At 62.9% G+C, this 17,800-nt stretch carries 15 protein-coding genes and 1 pseudogene; 12 read left to right on the top strand and 4 right to left on the bottom strand.

The genetic code is table 11. The annotated features are described in order from the left end of the window. Positions 1 to 532 precede the first annotated feature (532 nt). The 9 genes from LB557_RS04130 to LB557_RS31705 all read left to right on the top strand — a co-directional run bounded on the left by LB557_RS04130 (position 533) and on the right by LB557_RS31705 (position 10,447). A complete protein-coding gene (locus LB557_RS04130) occupies positions 533 to 1,693 on the top strand; it encodes a porin (RefSeq protein ID WP_224643253.1) in 1,161 nt (386 codons plus the stop codon). A 133-nt stretch (positions 1,694 to 1,826) separates the two neighbouring features. Then, positions 1,827 to 2,603 (top strand): DNA repair protein RecO, encoded by a 777-nt coding sequence (gene recO, locus LB557_RS04125; protein WP_140663085.1) that lies wholly within the window; start codon positions 1,827 to 1,829, stop codon positions 2,601 to 2,603. After that, positions 2,600 to 3,118, top strand: a complete 519-nt coding sequence (locus LB557_RS04120; RefSeq protein ID WP_015318570.1) for a PaaI family thioesterase — start codon at positions 2,600 to 2,602, stop codon at positions 3,116 to 3,118. Before recO ends, LB557_RS04120 begins: the two co-directional genes overlap by 4 nt. Positions 3,119 to 3,200: 82 nt before the next feature. Beyond that, on the top strand, positions 3,201 to 5,948 hold the full coding sequence (locus LB557_RS04115; protein WP_224643252.1) for a DUF2339 domain-containing protein: 2,748 nt from the start codon (positions 3,201 to 3,203) through the stop codon (positions 5,946 to 5,948). 161 nt (positions 5,949 to 6,109) lie between these two features. Beyond that, entirely contained in the window at positions 6,110 to 6,628 is a 519-nt protein-coding gene (locus LB557_RS04110) for an RNA polymerase sigma factor (protein ID WP_140726435.1), read from the top strand. Continuing rightward, positions 6,625 to 7,416 (top strand): anti-sigma factor family protein, encoded by a 792-nt coding sequence (locus LB557_RS04105; RefSeq protein WP_140663082.1) that lies wholly within the window; start codon positions 6,625 to 6,627, stop codon positions 7,414 to 7,416. Before LB557_RS04110 ends, LB557_RS04105 begins: the two co-directional genes overlap by 4 nt. Positions 7,417 to 7,596: 180 nt before the next feature. Beyond that, positions 7,597 to 8,694, top strand: coding sequence for a peptidase C39 family protein (locus LB557_RS04100; protein WP_140618477.1), 1,098 nt, complete (start codon positions 7,597 to 7,599; stop codon positions 8,692 to 8,694). Then, positions 8,694 to 10,157 (top strand): RimK family protein, encoded by a 1,464-nt coding sequence (locus tag LB557_RS04095; RefSeq protein ID WP_140663078.1) that lies wholly within the window; start codon positions 8,694 to 8,696, stop codon positions 10,155 to 10,157. Before LB557_RS04100 ends, LB557_RS04095 begins: the two co-directional genes overlap by 1 nt. After that, positions 10,121 to 10,447: a DUF3303 domain-containing protein gene (locus LB557_RS31705; RefSeq protein WP_224643251.1), complete on the top strand. Its 327-nt coding sequence runs from the start codon at positions 10,121 to 10,123 to the stop codon at positions 10,445 to 10,447. The genes LB557_RS04095 and LB557_RS31705 overlap by 37 nt, the downstream gene beginning before the upstream one ends. A gap of 14 nt (positions 10,448 to 10,461) precedes the next feature. Here the strand turns inward: LB557_RS31705 and LB557_RS04085 are convergent, their stop codons facing one another. Beyond that, a complete protein-coding gene (locus LB557_RS04085; RefSeq protein WP_224598408.1) occupies positions 10,462 to 11,379 on the bottom strand; it encodes a LysR substrate-binding domain-containing protein in 918 nt (305 codons plus the stop codon). A gap of 111 nt (positions 11,380 to 11,490) precedes the next feature. On the opposite strand from LB557_RS04085, the gene LB557_RS04080 reads away from it, so the two are divergent. Beyond that, positions 11,491 to 12,381, top strand: a complete 891-nt coding sequence (locus tag LB557_RS04080; protein ID WP_224643250.1) for a fatty acid desaturase family protein — start codon at positions 11,491 to 11,493, stop codon at positions 12,379 to 12,381. Positions 12,382 to 12,396: 15 nt separating this feature from the next. Here LB557_RS04080 and LB557_RS04075 read toward each other — a convergent pair whose 3' ends face one another. The 3 genes from LB557_RS04075 to LB557_RS04065 all read right to left on the bottom strand — a co-directional run bounded on the left by LB557_RS04075 (position 12,397) and on the right by LB557_RS04065 (position 16,099). Beyond that, on the bottom strand, positions 12,397 to 14,538 hold the full coding sequence (locus LB557_RS04075) for a putative bifunctional diguanylate cyclase/phosphodiesterase (RefSeq protein WP_224643249.1): 2,142 nt from the start codon (positions 14,536 to 14,538) through the stop codon (positions 12,397 to 12,399). A 65-nt stretch (positions 14,539 to 14,603) separates the two neighbouring features. After that, complete coding sequence (locus tag LB557_RS04070; RefSeq protein ID WP_140791796.1) at positions 14,604 to 15,239, bottom strand: HD family hydrolase; 636 nt, start codon at positions 15,237 to 15,239, stop codon at positions 14,604 to 14,606. Continuing rightward, entirely contained in the window at positions 15,239 to 16,099 is an 861-nt protein-coding gene (locus LB557_RS04065; RefSeq protein ID WP_224643248.1) for a YgfZ/GcvT domain-containing protein, read from the bottom strand. Before LB557_RS04065 ends, LB557_RS04070 begins: the two co-directional genes overlap by 1 nt. A gap of 81 nt (positions 16,100 to 16,180) precedes the next feature. On the opposite strand from LB557_RS04065, the gene LB557_RS04060 reads away from it, so the two are divergent. Beyond that, positions 16,181 to 17,506: a dihydroorotase gene (locus LB557_RS04060; RefSeq protein ID WP_140791798.1), complete on the top strand. Its 1,326-nt coding sequence runs from the start codon at positions 16,181 to 16,183 to the stop codon at positions 17,504 to 17,506. Positions 17,507 to 17,587: 81 nt separating this feature from the next. Beyond that, positions 17,588 to 17,784 (top strand): annotated as a pseudogene (locus tag LB557_RS31820) (hypothetical protein). Positions 17,785 to 17,800: the final 16 nt, after the last annotated feature.

Raw genomic sequence — 17,800 nt, 5'->3', positions numbered from 1 at the left:
GGCCAAAGCGAAACGCCGGCTCCACCATGCGGCCCGCGATTGGCGCGAGACCAACTCAGATTCTTGCAAGCCGCCAACGAAGCGGCGACGCGTGCTGAGGCCGGCTTTCCGCGCCGTGATCTGGATCTGCTGATGGTGTTGTTTTCGCGCCGACAGCGATACGAGGACAGAAATCACAAATTTCTCAATTTATTTTAGATTTAGAGCTTAAAAGACCGAAATTCATAGAGTAAACTGGTATATGCAGAAGGATACACTTAATTATTACAAAAATATGACGATGTTCCATTTGTGCCATTTTAAATTCAAGCAAGCTCTCATTAGTGTTATTTGTGCAACACGTATTTAATCTGTGGCGAGAATCCAGCGCATTTATGGAATTGTCATTGAAGGTGGACGATTGGTGGGTATGTTCGCCGCGAAAAGGGGACGCGGTGCGGGCCTTTTTCATTGTGGGGGTGAGGCGGGAAAACATATCCGCCAGCCACAATTCAGAAGCCATTTTTTCAAACTTGACTGGAGAGGTCAGAAAATGAACATCAAGAGCCTCCTTCTCGGCTCAGCCGCGGCTTTGATCGCGGTGTCCGGCGCGCGCGCCGCGGACGCGGTTGTCGTCGCCGAACCGGAACCGGCCGAATACGTCAAGATCTGCGACGTCTACGGCGCCGGCTATTTCTACATCCCGGGCACCGAGACCTGCCTGCGCATCGGCGGCTATCTCCGCTATGACATCGGCGTCGGCGATTCCGGCACGCTGGATGGCGTCGACAACGTTGGCGATCACATGGACGGTGGAAACCACGACACCTACTACAAGAACATGCGCTTCACGCTGAGGACGTATACCGGCCAGGAAACCGAACTCGGCACGTTGAAGACCTTCACCGAGACCCGCTTCCAGTTCGGCAACTCCTCGGGCGACTATGATGGAAGCTCCTCGACCTCCTGGCAGGCCGGCAACAAAACCACCAGCCTCAACTTCGCCTGGATACAGCTCGGTGGCCTGCGCGTCGGTAAGGATGAAACTGCATACGACCAGTTCATCGGTTACGCGGGCAACGTCATCCAGGACACGATCATCCCGTACGGCGTCAAGGACACCAATGTCGTCCAGTACTATTTCGACGCTGGCAGCGGCTTCACGGGCGTGGTCTCGCTCGAAGAAGGCACGGGCGTCAACACCATCGACAGCTATGTTCCGCATGTCGTCGGCGGCTTGAAGTACAAGGGCGACTGGGGCGCGATCACCGGTGTTGTCGCCTATGACAGCAACTACGAGGAAGTGGCCGGCAAGGTTCGCCTGGATGTCAACGTCAGCAAGGAACTGTCGCTGTTCATCATGGGCGGCTACGGCACCGACGACAACCTCACAGACGACGCCCACAATGCCATCGACGTACATGGCCGCAGCCAGTACAAGCCGTGGGGCGGCAACTGGGCCGTCTGGGGCGGCGGTACCTACAAGTTCAACGAGAAGACCTCGTTCAACGTCCAGGCTTCGGCTGACGACGACAAGAACTATGCTCTCGCCGCGAACGTCGCATACACCATCGTCCCGGGCTTCACGGTCACGACCGAAGTCGACTGGGATCACTACGGCAATTTCGGCAATCCATCCATCTACGGCAACTGGTCCAAGGCCGACAAGAAGGACAGCGTCGGCGGCATCGTCCGCTTCCAGCGCAACTTCTAACGGATCGACTGACCTCACCAACCGCCCGCAGCACATTGCTGCGGGCGGCTTTTTTATGCCTCGTTGCGAGAGCCGGCACAGGCGCCAGACCCATACCTTGATTTCGCCACCCGATCGGTGAAAAGCTCCTGATATGGAATGGCGCGACGAGGGAATCATTCTCGGCACCCGCAGGCATGGCGAAACCAGCGCCATTCTCGAGGTGATGACGCGCGCCCATGGCCGCTATCTCGGCCTCGTGCGCGGTGGCCGCTCGCGCAAGCAGCAGCCTGTTCTCCAGCCAGGCAATCGCGTCGATCTTTTGTGGCGTGCGCGCCTCGACGAGCATCTGGGCACATTCCAGGCCGAAGCCATCGAGATGAACGCCGCCCGGCTGATGGACAGTGCCGTTGCCGTCTACGGCCTTCAGACGATGGCGGCGCATCTGCGCCTGCTGCCCGAGCGCGATGCCCATGGCGGCCTCTACGAGGCGCTTTCGGTGATGATCGTTCATCTCGACGACGCAGATGCCGCCGGCGAACTGGTGGCGCGCTTCGAGCTCCTGATTCTCGATGAACTCGGCTTTGGCCTCGATCTCAGCCAATGCGCCGCCACCGGCTCGAGGCAGGATCTGGCCTATGTCTCGCCTAAGTCTGGGCGCGCGGTGTCGCGTGAAGCCGGGGCGCCGTGGCACGACAAGATGCTGGTGCTGCCCGCCTTCCTGCAGCGCGGCTCCGGCCAGCGCGCCAATCATGCGGCGATGGCGGACGCATTCCGCCTGACCGGCTACTTCTTCACCCGCCACGTCTACGAGCCGCGCGGCATCGATCAGCCCGATGCGCGCGCCGGCTTTCTGGCCGCACTGCGCAAGCACCACGCAGCGCAGAAGCCCATCGCCGGAGAGAGCACGGCCGGAGAAATCATCCGATGAGCGAAGTCGAACTCTATCCGGGCCGGGTCTCGCCGCTCGGCCTCGGCACCATTCCTCATGCCGACATCCTGAAATACACCGGCTTGGAATTGCTGCAGCGAATCGTCGACGGCAAATACCCGGCACCACCGATCTCCTTCCAGCTCAGCTTCGCGTTGACCGAAGTATCGGAAGGTCGCGCCGTGTTCCGGGGCGTGCCGAACGAACGCCACCTCAACCCGCTGGGCGGCGTTCACGGCGGCTGGGCGGCGACGCTGCTCGATTCAGCGTTGGCGTGCGCGGTGCAGACTCTGCTCGACAAGGGCGAGGCTTACACGACTGCGGAGTTCAAGGTGAACCTGACGCGGCCGATCACGCCCAGGACCGGTGAGGTTGTCTGCGAAGGCAAGGTGGTTCACAAGGGCCGCACGCTTGCCGTTTCGGAAGCGACGCTGAAGGATGCCGGCGGCAAGCTGCTGGCTTTCGGTACCGAGACATGTTCGATATTTCCAGCCGCCAATCTGGCGGCACGTTGAATTTTCAGCCGTTTAGCCGCCGTATTTGAATGTCAGTGAGATGAAGCGTCAGTGAAAACTGGCCTGGTTTGGGGGAACCGCCATGTTTGAGAGCCTGATCGGCCTCGTCGCCATCATTGCCTTGTTCGTCATCATTTCGCGTCAGCAGGGCCGCATCGGCCTGATCGAGCGCGAGCTTGGCGCACTGCGCAGCCATGTGCTTTCGGGCGCGGTATCGCCCACGGTCAAGCCGTCGGAACTGGAGGCGGCGCAGGGCAGGGCCGACACGGCTCCGGTGGCCGCGCCAGCCGACATCGCCCCGGCGGCAATCGGCGAGCCGGCACCCGCGCTACAGGCCACGGACGCGGAAATCCCGGCCGGAGGGCCCGGCCCTTGGAGCGCGCCCGAGATCGCACCGAAAACGCCAGAGGTCGCGCCGGCAGCGGTCGCCAAAGCCGCTCGCCAGTCCGACGTTGAAACCGCGCTCGGCACGCGTTGGGCGGTCTGGGTCGGCGGCATCGCGCTGGCTCTGGGCGGCTTGTTCCTGATCCGCTACACCATCGAGGCCGGCATTTTCGGACCCGGCATGCGGCTCACCATGGCGGCGGTGCTCGGGTTGGTGCTGGTCGCCGGCGGCGAGTTCATTCGCCGCACCGGCTTCAAGGTACCGGTGCAAGGTATTGCCGGCGCTTATATTCCGGCGATCTTGACCGCGGCCGGCGCCTTCATCCTGTTCGGCACCGTCTATGCCGCCCATGGCATTTACGGCTTTATCGGCCCGGCGCTTGCCTTCACGCTGCTCGGTGCGATCGGCGTTGCGACCATAGCCGCCGCTCTCGTCCATGGCCAGGCGCTGGCCGGCATCGGTCTCGTCGGCGCCATGGTGACGCCGGTGCTGATCGCTTCGCAGGCGCCCAATCCGTGGGCGTTGTTCGGCTATCTCGCCATCGTGCTCGCCGCCACTGGCGTGATCGCCCGCATGCGCGACTGGAAGACGCTGATGGCGGCCGCTTTTTTCGGTACCGGCGTCTGGACCATCCTCTACATGACCGACGCACCGGGCGCGAACCTCTCCGCCATACTGTTCATCGATGCTGTGACGCTGGCTGTGCTTGCCCTTGTCTGGCTGAGCAGTCGTGGCGGCGAGACCGGACTAGCAGGGACTTTCGACTGGCCATCCATCGTGCCTGGACTGTTCGTCGCCTTCTCGGCGCTTGGCCTCTCGGTTGACCCGGTCTTCGCCGCTGCCGGTGATGCTTTGCCGGGCGCGGTGCTGCTTGTCGTGATGATAGCGGTCGCGCTCTACCGCCCACTGGCGCTGCCACTGCTTTATGGCGCGGGACTGGTGACGGTGCTGATCTATCTCGGCATCATCCCGCCAACGTCTATCGCTTCCGACTTTTCGGGCGGCGCTTTGGGTGTTGATGGGGTGCCCTTGGCCACCGCTGACGCGCTGAGCTTGCGTATCGGTATTGGTCTCGGTCTTGTTTTCGTCGCCGCTGGTTTGTGGGCCGCGCGCCGCTTCGCCGCCACGGCGCAGATCCGAGCAGCCTCTTGGGCTGCATGGGGTGTCATCGTGCCGCTGATCGTCCTGCTGGCGCTCTGGTTCACGTTCGGCAATCTCGACCGCGACTTTGTCTATGCCGCCGTCGCGGCCCTGCTGGTCCTGGTCTTCGCCGCGGGCGGCGAGTGGATCGCGCGGGCTGAGGAACCGCCGCACAAGGGGGGAGCCGCAGTGTCGTTTGTTTTGGGCGGCGCGGCAGTCGCCGGCCTCCTGATGCTGCATATGGCTTTTGATTCCGGTTGGACCACCATCCTGCTTGGTGCCGCCGCGATCGTGCCGGCGCTCGTCACGCGCTGGCGCTCCTATCCTGTGCTCGGCTGGATTTCGGTCGCCGCTGTCATCGCGGTGCTTGGCCGCGCCGCCGTCGATCCGACGATCGTCGGCGCCGAATTCCTGTCGACGACACCGGTTTTCAACTGGTTGCTGCCGGGCTACGGCGTGCCGGCGCTCGCCTTCGGCTTCGCGGCCTGGCAACTCGCCCGCACCACCGATGGCCGTCCACGCCTGGCCATGGAAGCGGCGGCGGCACTGTTTGCGCTGCTGACGCTCGCCATGCTGGTGCGTCACGCAATGCATGGCGGCGTCATCAACAGCGATGCGCCGACGCTCGCCGAACAGGCGATCTACACGCTGATCGCCGTCGGTGCCGGCGCCATCCTGATCGCCATCGACAGGCGCTCGCCAAGCTCGGTGCTGCGCTATGGTTCGATGGCGGTGGGCGTGCTCTCGGCCGCCTTCATCGTCATCCAGCATTTCCTGGTGCTCAATCCGTTGTTCACGGACGAATCGACCGGTCGGATACCGGTCTTCAACCTCTTGTTGCTAGCCTATCTCCTGCCGGCCGTCGCCGCCGGTGGTCTGGCGCTCTATAGCAGGGGCAAGCGGCCGAAATGGTATTCGGCCATGCTGGCGCTGGTGGCGGCGCTGCTTGCCTTCGCCTATGCCACGCTTTCGGTCAGGCGCCTGTTCAAGGGCGAGTTCATCGGCATGTGGAGCGGCCTTGGCCAGTTGGAGACCTATACCTATTCGGCGCTCTGGCTGGTTATCGGCGTGGCGCTGCTCACGGCTGGCGTCTGGCTGAAATCGCAGGTGCTGCGCATCGCCTCCGCCGCGCTGATCGCGGTGGCCGTCCTGAAAGTCTTCCTGTTCGACATGTCGGAACTGGAAGGTGTGCTCAGGGCGCTGTCCTTTATCGGGCTCGGCGCCGTTCTGATCGGCATCGGCCTGTTCTACCAGCGGCTGCTGACGCGGGCGGCAAAGGAGAAATTGTCGGCCGGCGAACAATAATAGCCGGAATTCAACGCTGTGCGGGAATAAACCGGCATCCGCCGGCGTTATCTCGTTGCTTGGGTGACCGGAGCGGTGGACCGCTTCGCGCTGGCCGCTTGCGCCGTGCCGGGAAGGCGCGTTCTATCGGATCAACAAGGGCGACCTCAGAACCAGCGGTCATGGACGAAAAAAAGGCAGCAATCCTTGGTGAAATACCGCGCCTGCGCCGCTACGCACGCTCGCTTCTGCGCGGCCGTGATGCTGCCGACGACCTCGTTCAGGACTGCCTCGAGCGTGCGCTGTTGCGGCTCGACAACTGGCAGACGGGAGAAAGCCCCAGGAGGTGGCTGTTTACGATCATGCATCATTTGTTCATCGACCAGATGCGCAAGGTGAACCGCCGCGGCGAAGCGGCGATGCTGCCGCTGGAGGCGGGCGAGGCGGTTGCCCAGCCGCCCGAACAGTTGGAGGGCATCGCTTCGCGCGAGATCATCGACGCGTTGCAGGCGATCAGCCCCGATCGCCGCGCGGCCATTGTCATGGTTGCCATAGAAGGCTTTTCCTATGCCGAGGCTGCCAACATTCTGGGTGTTCCCGCCGGCACGCTGATGTCGCGCATCGCGCGGGGGCGTGAGGAATTGCGCGGGCTGCTGGACGACACAGCGCGCCGCCGCGCCATAAGGATCGTCGAGAAATGATCCGCCGCGATTTTTCCGAACGGGACATCCATATGGCGCTCGACGGCGAACTGCCGGCCGATGAGCGCGCCGCCTACGATGCCTGGCTCGACGCCAATCCCGAGATGAAGGCCAGGAGCGCCCGCTTCACCGCCGACCGGGAGGCGTTGCGCTCGGCCTTCGCCGGCGTGCTGGACGAGGTGGTGCCAGTGCGCTTGCGCAAGGTGGTGCTCGGTGAAGCGCCTGTTAAGGCAGCAGTGCCACGCTCACGCTGGTGGCTTGCCGCCGCCGCGGCCGTGCTTCTCGCCACGGGCGGATTTGGCGGCTACTTTGCGGGTATCGGAGGGATCGGGCAGGAGGATCCGGCGGAGGATCAGCTCGCCGAACAAGCGATCGCCGCCCATGTCATCTATGCCGCCGAGAAGCGGCACGCGGTGGAAGTGCCGGCCAGCGACAAGGATCATCTGCAGACCTGGCTGTCCAGTCGGGTCGGCCTGAAACTGGTGGCACCGGACCTGAGCGCGAACGGCTTCCAACTGGTTGGCGGCCGGTTGCTGCCGGCGGGGGAAAGCAAGGCCGCGATGCTGCTCTACGAAGACGACAAGGGCGAGCGCATATCCCTCTTCGTGACGGCGGAATCGACCGAGAATGCCAAGGGCACCTATGCTTCGGCGCAGGACGGTCCGCAGGCCGTCTACTGGCTGGATAAAGGCTATGGCTGTGCCGTCGTTGGTTCGCTGCCGCGCGAGCAGTTGGCGGCCGTGGCCAAGAGCGCGTATGGCCAGCTTCTGGCCGGTCTCTCCAGCTGAGCCGGCTGCGATCTTGCGCGGTCGGCTGGCATGAAACAGCGATTCCGTTCAAAGCTTGTCAGCTTCCCTGCCGTCGCGGAAAGTGTCACAATTCGGCCCTAATCAAGGAGCGATAGCGCTTGATGGATACCGGCGCTTCGGCCGGTGTTTGCGACGCTTTTCGACCGGGGACGTTGCCGCATGCCTGCCGAGATCCGCACGGCCCGCGCGTCTGACGTCGATGACCTCGCCGCCATCGAGAAAGCTGTATTCTCGAGCGACCGCATTTCCCGCCGCTCCTTCCGCCTGTTCATCGAGCGCGAGACCGCCGAGACGCTGGTCGCCGAAATCGATGGCCGCGTCGGCGGTTATGCGATCGTGCTGTTTCGCAAGGGCAGTGGGGTAGCACGGCTTTATTCGATCGCCGTCGGACCGTTTTTCGGCGGGCTCGGCATAGGCCGGCAATTGCTGGCCGCGGCCGAAGAGGCAGCCTTCGAACACGACCGCATGATGCTGCGTCTCGAAGTGCGCGAGGACAATGGCCGTGCCATCAGCATCTATGAACAGGCCGGCTACCGCAAGATTGGCCGCGAGCCCGGTTATTACGAGGACGGCGCGACGGCACTGCGCTATGAAAAAACCCTGCGCGGCGACCTTCCGGTCGCCACCAGGGTGCCATTCTATCAGCAGACCTGCGAGTTCACCTGCGGTCCATGCTGCCTGATGATGGCCATGGCTAATTTCGATCGTGGCTTCGTGCCCGACCCGGTGATGGAAATCCGACTCTGGCGCGAGGCAACGACCGTCTTCATGATGTCAGGACCGGGCGGCTGCGAACCATTCGGCCTGGCTGTCTCGGGCTACGAAAGCGGGCTTGCGGCGGAGGTTTACGTTTCCTTCTACGGCGCATTGTTCCTGCAGTCGGTGCGCAGCGAGGACAAGCGCCGGGTCATGGAACTGGCACAGGTCGACTTTCGCCGCCGCGCGGAACTTTACGGCATCCCGGTGAATTACCGTCCATTCACCATCGACGATATCAGGGCGGCTCTCGCCGGGGGCAAACTGGTGCTGGTGCTGATCAGCGGCTTCCTGATGTTCGGCAAGAAGGTGCCGCACTGGGTGCTGGCCATCGGCGATGATGGCGATCATATTCTGATCCACGATCCGTGGGTCGAGGATGAAAGGCAGGAAACCATCCTTGATGCCGCCAACATTCCCGTGCCTTACGGCATCTTCATGAACATGGCGCAGTTCGGCCGCGACGGACTGCGTGCCGCCATCACTTTGGGAAAGAGATAATGACCTGGGTCATTCTTACCGGCAGGCAGAGCGATCTCGACCAGGTGGCGACGCCGCACAAGATCATCACCAATCGCGACTATCTCGCGCATCCCTCGCTGTTTCGCGGTCAGCGGCCTAAGGTTATCAACCTGTCGAACAACTACGGCTATCAGAGCCGCGGCTACTATGCCTCGCTGCTGGCGAGTTCGCGCGGCCACAAGGTCATCCCGACCGTGGAGACGATGATCGACCTGTCGGAGCGCAAGCTCTACGAGCACGCCTTGCCGGAACTGGAACTGGCGCTCAACAAATGCCGCAAGGATCTCGGCGGTGTATTTCCGGCGAAGGTCTGCATCTTCTTCGGCATCGGCCCGTCCAAGGTCTGGGACCGTTTCGCCAAGCTGTTGTTCGACTGGTTCCGGGCGCCGGCGCTCGAAGTCCATATCAAGGACAGCGCCGAATGGGCTTCGATCCGCAAGGTCGGCTTCCACCCGCTGGCTCGGATGACGGAGGACGAGGAAAAAAGCTTCATCCAGTGCCTGGAGACCTACACCAACCGCGAGTGGCGCGACACCAAGGGCCGCACGCCGGCGCGCTACACCTTCGCCACGCTGGTCGATCCGCATGAGGAATTGCCGCCTTCGGAAATCTCTTCGCTGCGCTACTGGGCCAAGATCGCCGAAAAGATGGGGGTCGAAATCGAGCCGATCACCAGAAAAGATCTGGCCAAGCTCGCGAATTACGATGCACTGTTCATCCGCGAGACCACCTCGATCTCCAACCATACTTACCGCTTCGCTCGCCGCGCCCAGCAGGAAGGCATGCCGGTCATCGACGACCCGCTGTCCATGATCCGCTGCACCAACAAGGTCTATCTCAACGAACTGATGGCCTACAACAAGGTGCCGGTGCCGCCGACGGTGATGATCGCCGGCACCTCTGACCTCGAACTGGCCGCACAGACGCTGGGTTTTCCCCTAGTGTTGAAGATCCCCGATTCGTCCTTCTCGCGCGGCGTCAAGAAATGCGAGACCCTGGAGGAACTGACGCGGCTCGCGACCGAATGGCTGGAGGATTCCGACCTTCTCATCGCGCAGAAATTCATCCCGACCGAATATGACTGGCGTGTCGGCGTGCTCGGTGGCCAGCCGCTGTTTGCCGTGCACTATCTGATGGCCAAGAAACATTGGCAGATCGTCAACCACAAGGCCAATGGCAAGCCCGACCAGGGCGGCATCAAGACCTTCACGCTGAAGGAGACGCCGGCCCATGTCGTCGAGACCGCCGTCAAGGCGGCGCGCTGCATCGGCGACGGCCTCTACGGCGTCGACCTCAAGGAGACCAAGGACGGCGTCTTCGTCATCGAGGTCAACGACAATCCAAACCTCGATCACGGCTGGGAAGATTCCGGCGAGAAGGACGAGGTCTGGGTGCGGCTGACGCAGTGGTTCCTGGAGCGGCTCGACCGGCCGGGGCGGTAATCATCCGAGGGGAAATATGCAGTTCATCGTCATTGAGGATTTCACCGGCTGCGACCGCAAGGAAATCTACCGCCGGTTCCGCGCGACCGCGGCCGCCTGAAGCCGGAGGAGCTGTCGTGCATCACAGCTGGATCGCGGCTGACATGAGCCGCTGTTTCCCGCTGGTGGAGACCGATGACGTCACGTCGCTGCAGCGCTGGGTCGTCGAATGGGCTGATCTGGTCGAGTTCGAGATCGTGCCCGTGGCGACCAGCAAGGACATGGTGGCGGCCTTGAGCGGGCACCTCTGACCATCCCCTCCAGGTCAGCGCAGCGCCGGCGAGCCAACCGCGCGCTGGCATTGGTTGACCAGCCAATCGCGGAACGCGGCCACGACATCGCGGCTTGCGCTTCGCTCTGGAACCGTCAGGCAATAGGGCTGGCGCAATGCAATCGCGCCGCCGGCCGGCCGGACCAGCCTGCCGTCCTCCACCGCTTCGGCACAATAGACCCCTTGCGCCAGCGCCACCCCCAACCCCGAAATGGCGAGGTCGAGGGCCGCGCGCGACGAATTGGCCGAAAGGCCGCGCCGTGCCGCTCGGCCAGGGTGAGCACCCTCGGCCTCGAACCAGTTGGGCCAGGACGGAAACGATGCGCCTGTCGGCCCCCAGTCGGTGTGGATGAGCGGCAGCCCGGCGAGCGGCTCGCCGCCCGCCTTGGTGATGCCGGCAAGCCCTGGCGCGCAGACGGGATAGACGGCGTCCCTGGCGATCTCCTCGGTCGGGTGCTCGCGATAATGCGGACCATAGGAAAGCCTGATGTCGATCAACTCGCGGTCGAACGACACCGGGTCGTCATCGCCCCGGAGCGATATGTCGGCGGCGCCGTGGCTTGCGACAAAGCCGGCGAGGCGCTGCGAGAGCCAGCCCATGGCCATGGATGGCGGCACCGACACCACCAGGCGCGGGCGGAATGCATCGGCGCCCAGTTCGCGCGAGACGCTGCCGATCTCCTGGAAGGCCACGGTCAGCCGAGGCAGCATTTCCACGCCGGCCTCGGTGAGGACAACGCGGCGGTTGATCCGGTGAAACAGCTTGCGTTCCATCTGCACCTCCACGGTGCGGATAAGCTGGCTGACGGCGGCGGCCGAAACCGAAAGCTCTTCCGCCGCCGCGGTAAAGCTGCCCGTGCGCGCCGCGGCCTCGAAAGCCTGAAGTCCTTTCAGGGATGGGGATGTGGCCATGATCGCTAGATAGGTAAGGTAAGCTTATCTAAATCGCAGAAATCGTCGTTTCTGGAAAGCTTTTTCGTCGACTAGAATGGCTTCATCATTCTTCAGCATGGATCGAAGCCGATGGACCATCGCGACATTATCGCCTCATTGACACCGGAAGAGCGCAATCGCCTGACGGCCAAGTCCGATGTTGCGGGCCTGTTCCAGCTCTGCACTCACTTGGGTGCGATTATCTTCATTGGATCACTGATCGCGGCCGAGGTCCCATTCTGGCCGTTGCTGATGCTGCCGCAAGGCATCCTGATCGTGTTCCTGTTCACGCTGCTGCATGAGACGGCGCACCGCACGGCTTTCGAAACACAGTGGCTGAACGACGGCGTGGCGCGGCTGTGCAGCCTGGCCATCGCGCTGCCGGCCGACTGGTTCCGCTACTTCCATTTCGCTCACCACCGGTACACGCAGGATCCCGAAAACGACCCCGAGCTTGCCTCCCCGAAGCCCGAAACCCTGCGGCAATACATTGTCCACGTCTCTGGGCTTCCGGTGTGGTGGGGCCATCTCAAGACACTCTACGCCAATGCGATTGGCGGTAGTCAGGAGAGCTATGTACCGCTGAAAGGCCGACGCAAGGTGCGGGCCGAGGCGCGCGCCATGATTGCCTTCTACGCTGTCCTCATTCTGCTCGCCGTCTATTTCCGGCTCACCGTGCTTTTCTATGTCTGGATCATTCCCGCTCTGCTCGGACAGCCATTCCTGCGCCTCTATCTGCTGGCCGAGCACGGTCGTTGCCCGCTGGTGGCCAACATGCTGGAAAACACCAGGACGACGCTGACCAGCTGGGCGGTGCGCAAGCTCGCCTGGAACATGCCGTTCCATGCCGAGCATCATGCCTATCCCGGCGTTCCGTTTCACCAATTGCCGCGGTTTCATGCGCTGATCGAGCGGCATCTGAAGGTGGTCGAGCCCGGCTATGTCAGCTTCCATGAGAAATACCTGGAAACGCTGCGCTGACTTGTGCTGACGCCATCAGCCGGTCTGGCTGCGTGTCGCACGCGACTTCAGCAGGCGCTGGATGTCGGCCGGCTTCGACGGCACGCCGATCAGATAGCCTTGCGCCTCGACACAGCCATTGTCGCGCAGCATGTCGAGTTGCGCCTCCGTCTCGACGCCTTCGGCCGTGACGACGATGCCAAGCTCGGCACCCAGCCCGATGATGGTCCGAACGATGGCCGCCGTGTCGCGGTTGCCCATGTCGCGAATGAATGATCGGTCGATCTTGATCTTGTCGACCGGAAAACGCCTGAGGTAGCCGAGCGAGGAATAGCCGGTGCCGAAATCGTCCAGGGCGATGCGGATGCCGAGCTCACGCAACTGGCGCAGCGTTTTCAGCACGGCCTTGCTTTCGTCCATCAGCACGGTTTCGGTGATCTCCAGCTCCAGCCGTCCAGCCGGAACGCCGGAAAAAGCCAGCGCCGAGATCACCCCGCGGGCAAACCCGTTGCTTTCAAGCTGCACGGCCGAGACATTGACCGCAATGCGTAGGCCGGGTGGCCAGCTTGCGGCCTCTGCGCAGGCTTTCCTCAGCGCCCACTCGCCGAGCGGCACGATCAGCCCGGTCTCTTCGGCGACCGGGATGAAGTCGTCCGGCGCGACAGTGCCACGCCCTGGTGAATGCCAGCGCATCAAGGCTTCCGCGCCGGTGATCTCGCCGGACGTGATGTTCATGATGGGCTGGAAATGGAGATCGAACTCCTGGCGCGGCAGTGCTGCCTCGAGGTCTACTTCAAGCGCCCTGCGGGCCTGCACGACAGCATCCATTCCGGGCTCGAAGAAGCGATACAGGTTTCGTCCTTCGCTCTTCGCCCGGTAGAGCGCCGTATCCGCGTTTTTCAGCAGCGTGTCGGCGTCCCTGCCGTCGTCGGGAAAAACGGCAATGCCCATGCTGATGCCGACATGCATGTCCCGGCTCTTGTCTCTAAATGGTTTTGCGATTGCTTCAACCATGCGCTTCGCCAGTTTTTCGGCATCGCCAATGCCCTTGAAATGGAACTGCATGACGACGAACTCGTCGCCGCCGAAGCGGGCGACGATGTCCGTTTCGTTGCGGACGCAATGCCGCAGCCTCTCGGCTACGCTTCTCAGCAGCCAGTCGCCTGCGGGGTGTCCCCAGGTGTCGTTGACCGCCTTGAAGCGGTCGAGATCGAGCGAGAAGATCGCCAACGGCTTGGCTGCCGCGTCCTCCAGCGCAAGATCCAGCCGTTCGCGAAACTTCGAGCGGTTGGGCAGTCCGGTCAGCGTGTCATGATGCGCAAGATGGGTCATGCGCTCTTCGGTCCGGCGGCGCTCGGTCACGTCGTCGAAAGTCACCACCCAGCCGCCGCCGCTCATCGGCCGGCGTGTGACCAGAACCGTCCTGCCGTCGGTCAGATGCCGGTAGGCCGAATGCGTCTTTGCCGCCGCCAGACAGGCTTCGGTTTTGGCGACTTCGCTGTCGACGTCGATCTTCATGTAGATGCCGAGTTCCAGCAATCGTTCGAGCGCGTTGCGGTGCGTCGTTCCAAGCGGGAAGTCCTCCGCAGTGACGTTGTAGAGCTCCAGAAAACGCCTGTTGCGCACAATCATCTTGCCGTCGGCGTCGTACATCAGCAGGCCTTGCGACATGTTGGCGAGTGCCGCGTCGAAACGGCGATGCTGCTCCTTGAGATCCTGCTCGGCGCGCCGCTTTTCGGTGATGTCCTCGTAGATCGAAACCCATCCACCCAGGGCAAGCGGACGGTGCGAGATGTTGATGATGCGGCCGTCAGACAGCGTCTCCTCGTAAGTTGAGGGTTTTGCCTGGTCGATATAGGGCTTGCGGATGGCGTAGAGTTCTTCGGCGCTTTGCGAGGCAACCCCGATATCGACGCTGTGCCGCAGGATATCGACGAAGCGAATGCCTGGCCGTACCACTTTGGCGTCGAGGCGGAAAATGTTGATATAATTGCCGTTGCAGATGATCATGCGCTCGTCGGCGTCGAACATGCACAGGCCATGCGACATGTTTTCGACAGCAGCTGAAAAGCGTTCGTTCTGCTCGCGCAGCTCATCTTGCATGCGGCGCTGATGTTCCATGCCTCCGGCCGCCCGTTCCGGGACGACCGAACCACCCTTGACATCCACGACGGGCATGAGGCGCCCCTGCGATGCTTGATCGAACACCACACTGTTGACGCTTCCGGTTAATTTAGCGTTTTCTATCCTAGCGCGGACGTCGGAACGTGATGCCGCGACTTCTCGATCGCCGAAAACCGCTTCAGGAACGCATTCTGCGCTGAGGTCACCGAGCGTGGCGCGAAGTCGAAGCGCTCGGCGGAAAAACCGCGCGGCCGGCCGAAGAACTCGGTCGCCTCGGCGGTCGAAAACCCGGCAAGCAGCGTCGCCTCGAAATAGGCGGCGATCTGGTCGGCGCGCTTGATCTCCTTGCGCAGAATGGCACCCGGTTCCGGCGGCAGCGAGAAGCGCAGATGGATGGCGCGCTGCAGGCGCATTTCGCAGTCCTTGTAGCTGCCGCCCATCACCGACTTGAATGGCGAGATCATGTCGCCGATGACATATTCGGGCGCATCGTGCAGCAGCGCCGCCAGTTGGTCGTCGGCCGAAGCCTGGGGCACCAGCTCGTTGAACAGTGCCTCGACCAGCAGTGAATGCTGGGCAACCGAAAAGGCGTGCTCGCCGCTGGTCTGGCCGTTCCAGCGGGCGACGCGGGCAAGCCCATGGGCGATGTCCGAGATCTCGATGTCGAGCGGCGAAGGGTCGAGCAGGTCGAGCCGGCGGCCGGACAGCATACGCTGCCAGGCCCGTGGCGGCGCACCGGCGCGGTCTGCCGCCATCAGGCTTCCTCCGCGCCGGCGATTTCCTGCGGAAAGCTGAATTTGGCCCAACTGGGGATGATGAGCGTCACCGGTACGTCACCCGCCAGGATCGGCTGGCCGGCATCGAGCGCCGCCTTCACCCTGTCGATACGGGCGATGGCGAGCCCTGTCACGGTAGCACTCGAGCCGAGCGTGCCGACCGGCCGCCCGCCGACGGTTAGCTCGGCACCCGCAGCGGGCAGGGGAAGCCCAGCCTGGACAATCAGAACGCGCCGCCGGGCGGTGCCTCGATGCTGCATGCGCGAGACGACCTCCTGGCCGACATAGCAGCCCTTCTTGAAGCCGACGCCACCCATTTCGTCGAGCAGCACGTCATGCGGGAACGCATCGCCAAGTGCATAGTCGGCCCCGCTCTCGGCGACGCCGTGGGCAATGCGAAAGGCCTGCCACGCGCCAATGTCGCCAGCGTCCGCGGTGCCGGCATGGAAGCGCGTGACGCCTTCGTCGCCAAAGCGCCTGTCGGCAAGCGCGGTTGAATCACTTTCTGAGGCGATTGACTCTTTTCCCCAGGCGACAGTGACAAGTGCCTGTCCCGACTTCGCAATCTCGACCTTGGCGCGAAGCTTGTAGAGCATCAGCCGGCGAATGAAATCGTCTGAAATATCGGCACGGCATTCGATGCGGAAGGCGTTTTCGCCTGCCCGTGAGATCAGGAAGTCGAACAGGATCTTGCCTTGCGGCGTCAAAAGCGCGCCCGGCTTTGCCTCGCCATTGCCAAGCGTATCGAGATCGGTGGTCAGGATGTTCTGCAGAAAATGCTCGGCATCCGGGCCGGAGACGGTGATGAGCGCGCGATCTTTCAGCAGGGCAAAGGGCATGGGGCGATTAAAAGCCTGATCTTGCAAAACGGTTGGCCATTACGTAAGCCGCTGACACTCCCCCCGCAAGAGAGCATCACCATGACCTACGACCTCATCCTGACAGGCGGCATAGTGGTCAATCATGACGGCGAGGGGCCACGCGACATCGGTGTGAAGGGTGGGCGCATCGCCGCGATCGGCGATCTGCGCCAAGCATCGGCTGGCGAGACGATCGACTGCCGGGGCCTGCATATCCTGCCCGGTGTCGTCGACAGCCAGGTGCATTTCCGTGAGCCGGGACTGGAACACAAGGAAGACCTGGAAACGGGTTCGCGGGCCGCGGTGCTGGGCGGTGTCACCGCCGTCTTCGAAATGCCCAACACCAATCCGCTGACCACCAGCGAGGCAACGCTTGCCGACAAGGTCCGGCGCGGCAGCGGCCGCATGCATTGCGATTTTGCTTTCTGGGTTGGCGGTACCCGCGACAACGCCAGGGACGTCGGCGAGCTCGAACGTTTGCCGGGGGCTGCGGGAATAAAGGTCTTCATGGGATCGTCCACCGGTGACCTGCTGGTCGAGGACGATGAAGGCGTCGCCTCGATCCTGAGGAATACCCGCCGTCGCGCCGCTTTTCATTCGGAAGACGAGTTCCGGCTGCGCGAGCGCCTGGACGAGCGCGTCGAGGGCGATCCGTCATCGCATCCGGTCTGGCGTGACGAGATCGCCGCCTTGCGCTGCACCGAGCGGCTGGTGCGCATCGCGCGCGCCGTTCGTGCCCGCATCCATGTCCTGCACATCTCGACCGCCGAGGAGATCCTGTTCCTCGAACAGCACAAGGATGTTGCGACCTGTGAAGCCACGCCGCACCATCTGACGCTGAGCGCCGACGACTATGCGCGGCTTGGCACGCTGATCCAGATGAACCCGCCGGTGCGGGACAAACGCCATCGCGACGGCGTCTGGCATGGCATAGCGCAAGGCATCGTCGACGTGCTCGGCTCCGACCACGCGCCGCACACGCTGGCCGAGAAGGCAAAACCCTATCCGGCCTCGCCCTCGGGTATGACCGGCGTGCAGACGCTGGTGCCGATCATGCTCGACCATGTCAACGCCGGCCGGCTGACCCTGCAGCGCTTCGTCGATCTCTCCAGCCATGGCCCGCAGCGCATCTTCGGCATGGCCAGAAAAGGCCGCATCGCCGCCGGCTATGACGCCGACTTCACCATTGTCGACATGAAGCGGCGCGAGACCATCACCAACGCGCAAGCCGGCTCGAAAGCCGGCTGGACCCCCTATGACGGCAAGCAGGTCACGGGCTGGCCGGTCGGCACGGTCATTCGCGGTCAGCGCATTATGTGGGACGGCGAAATCGCGACGCCAGGCCAGGGGACGGCGGTGGAGTTTTCCGAGGCGCTGCCGGGTTAGCCACCTGTGGCTGTGCGTCACGTCTTTTAAGCGTTCCGCATTATGTTCAAGGCATCATGCGGACACATGTCGCGCCTATGATTGACCGAGTTTCCAGAGCTGCAAGCGCTCCTGTGGAATCGCGATGTCGCGCGACTGATCCCGGCCAACGAAGCATTTGCGTTCTACGAGCGCAATTGGCGCTTTGTCGATCAGACACGGCTTACGACGCGCGAGAAATTGCTTATCCAGAACTCGCCAGGGAATTCGGTCACGGTATCCTTCTGACTGCCGGCTGAATTGTCCTCCCGTGGT

Origin of the sequence: Mesorhizobium sp. BR115XR7A, from assembly GCF_020165315.1 — a bacterium.
In the GTDB taxonomy this organism is placed as follows: Bacteria; Pseudomonadota; Alphaproteobacteria; order Rhizobiales; family Rhizobiaceae; genus Mesorhizobium; species Mesorhizobium australicum.
Note: the sequence above shows the minus strand (reverse complement) of the source record. Positions and strands in the feature narration are given on the sequence as shown.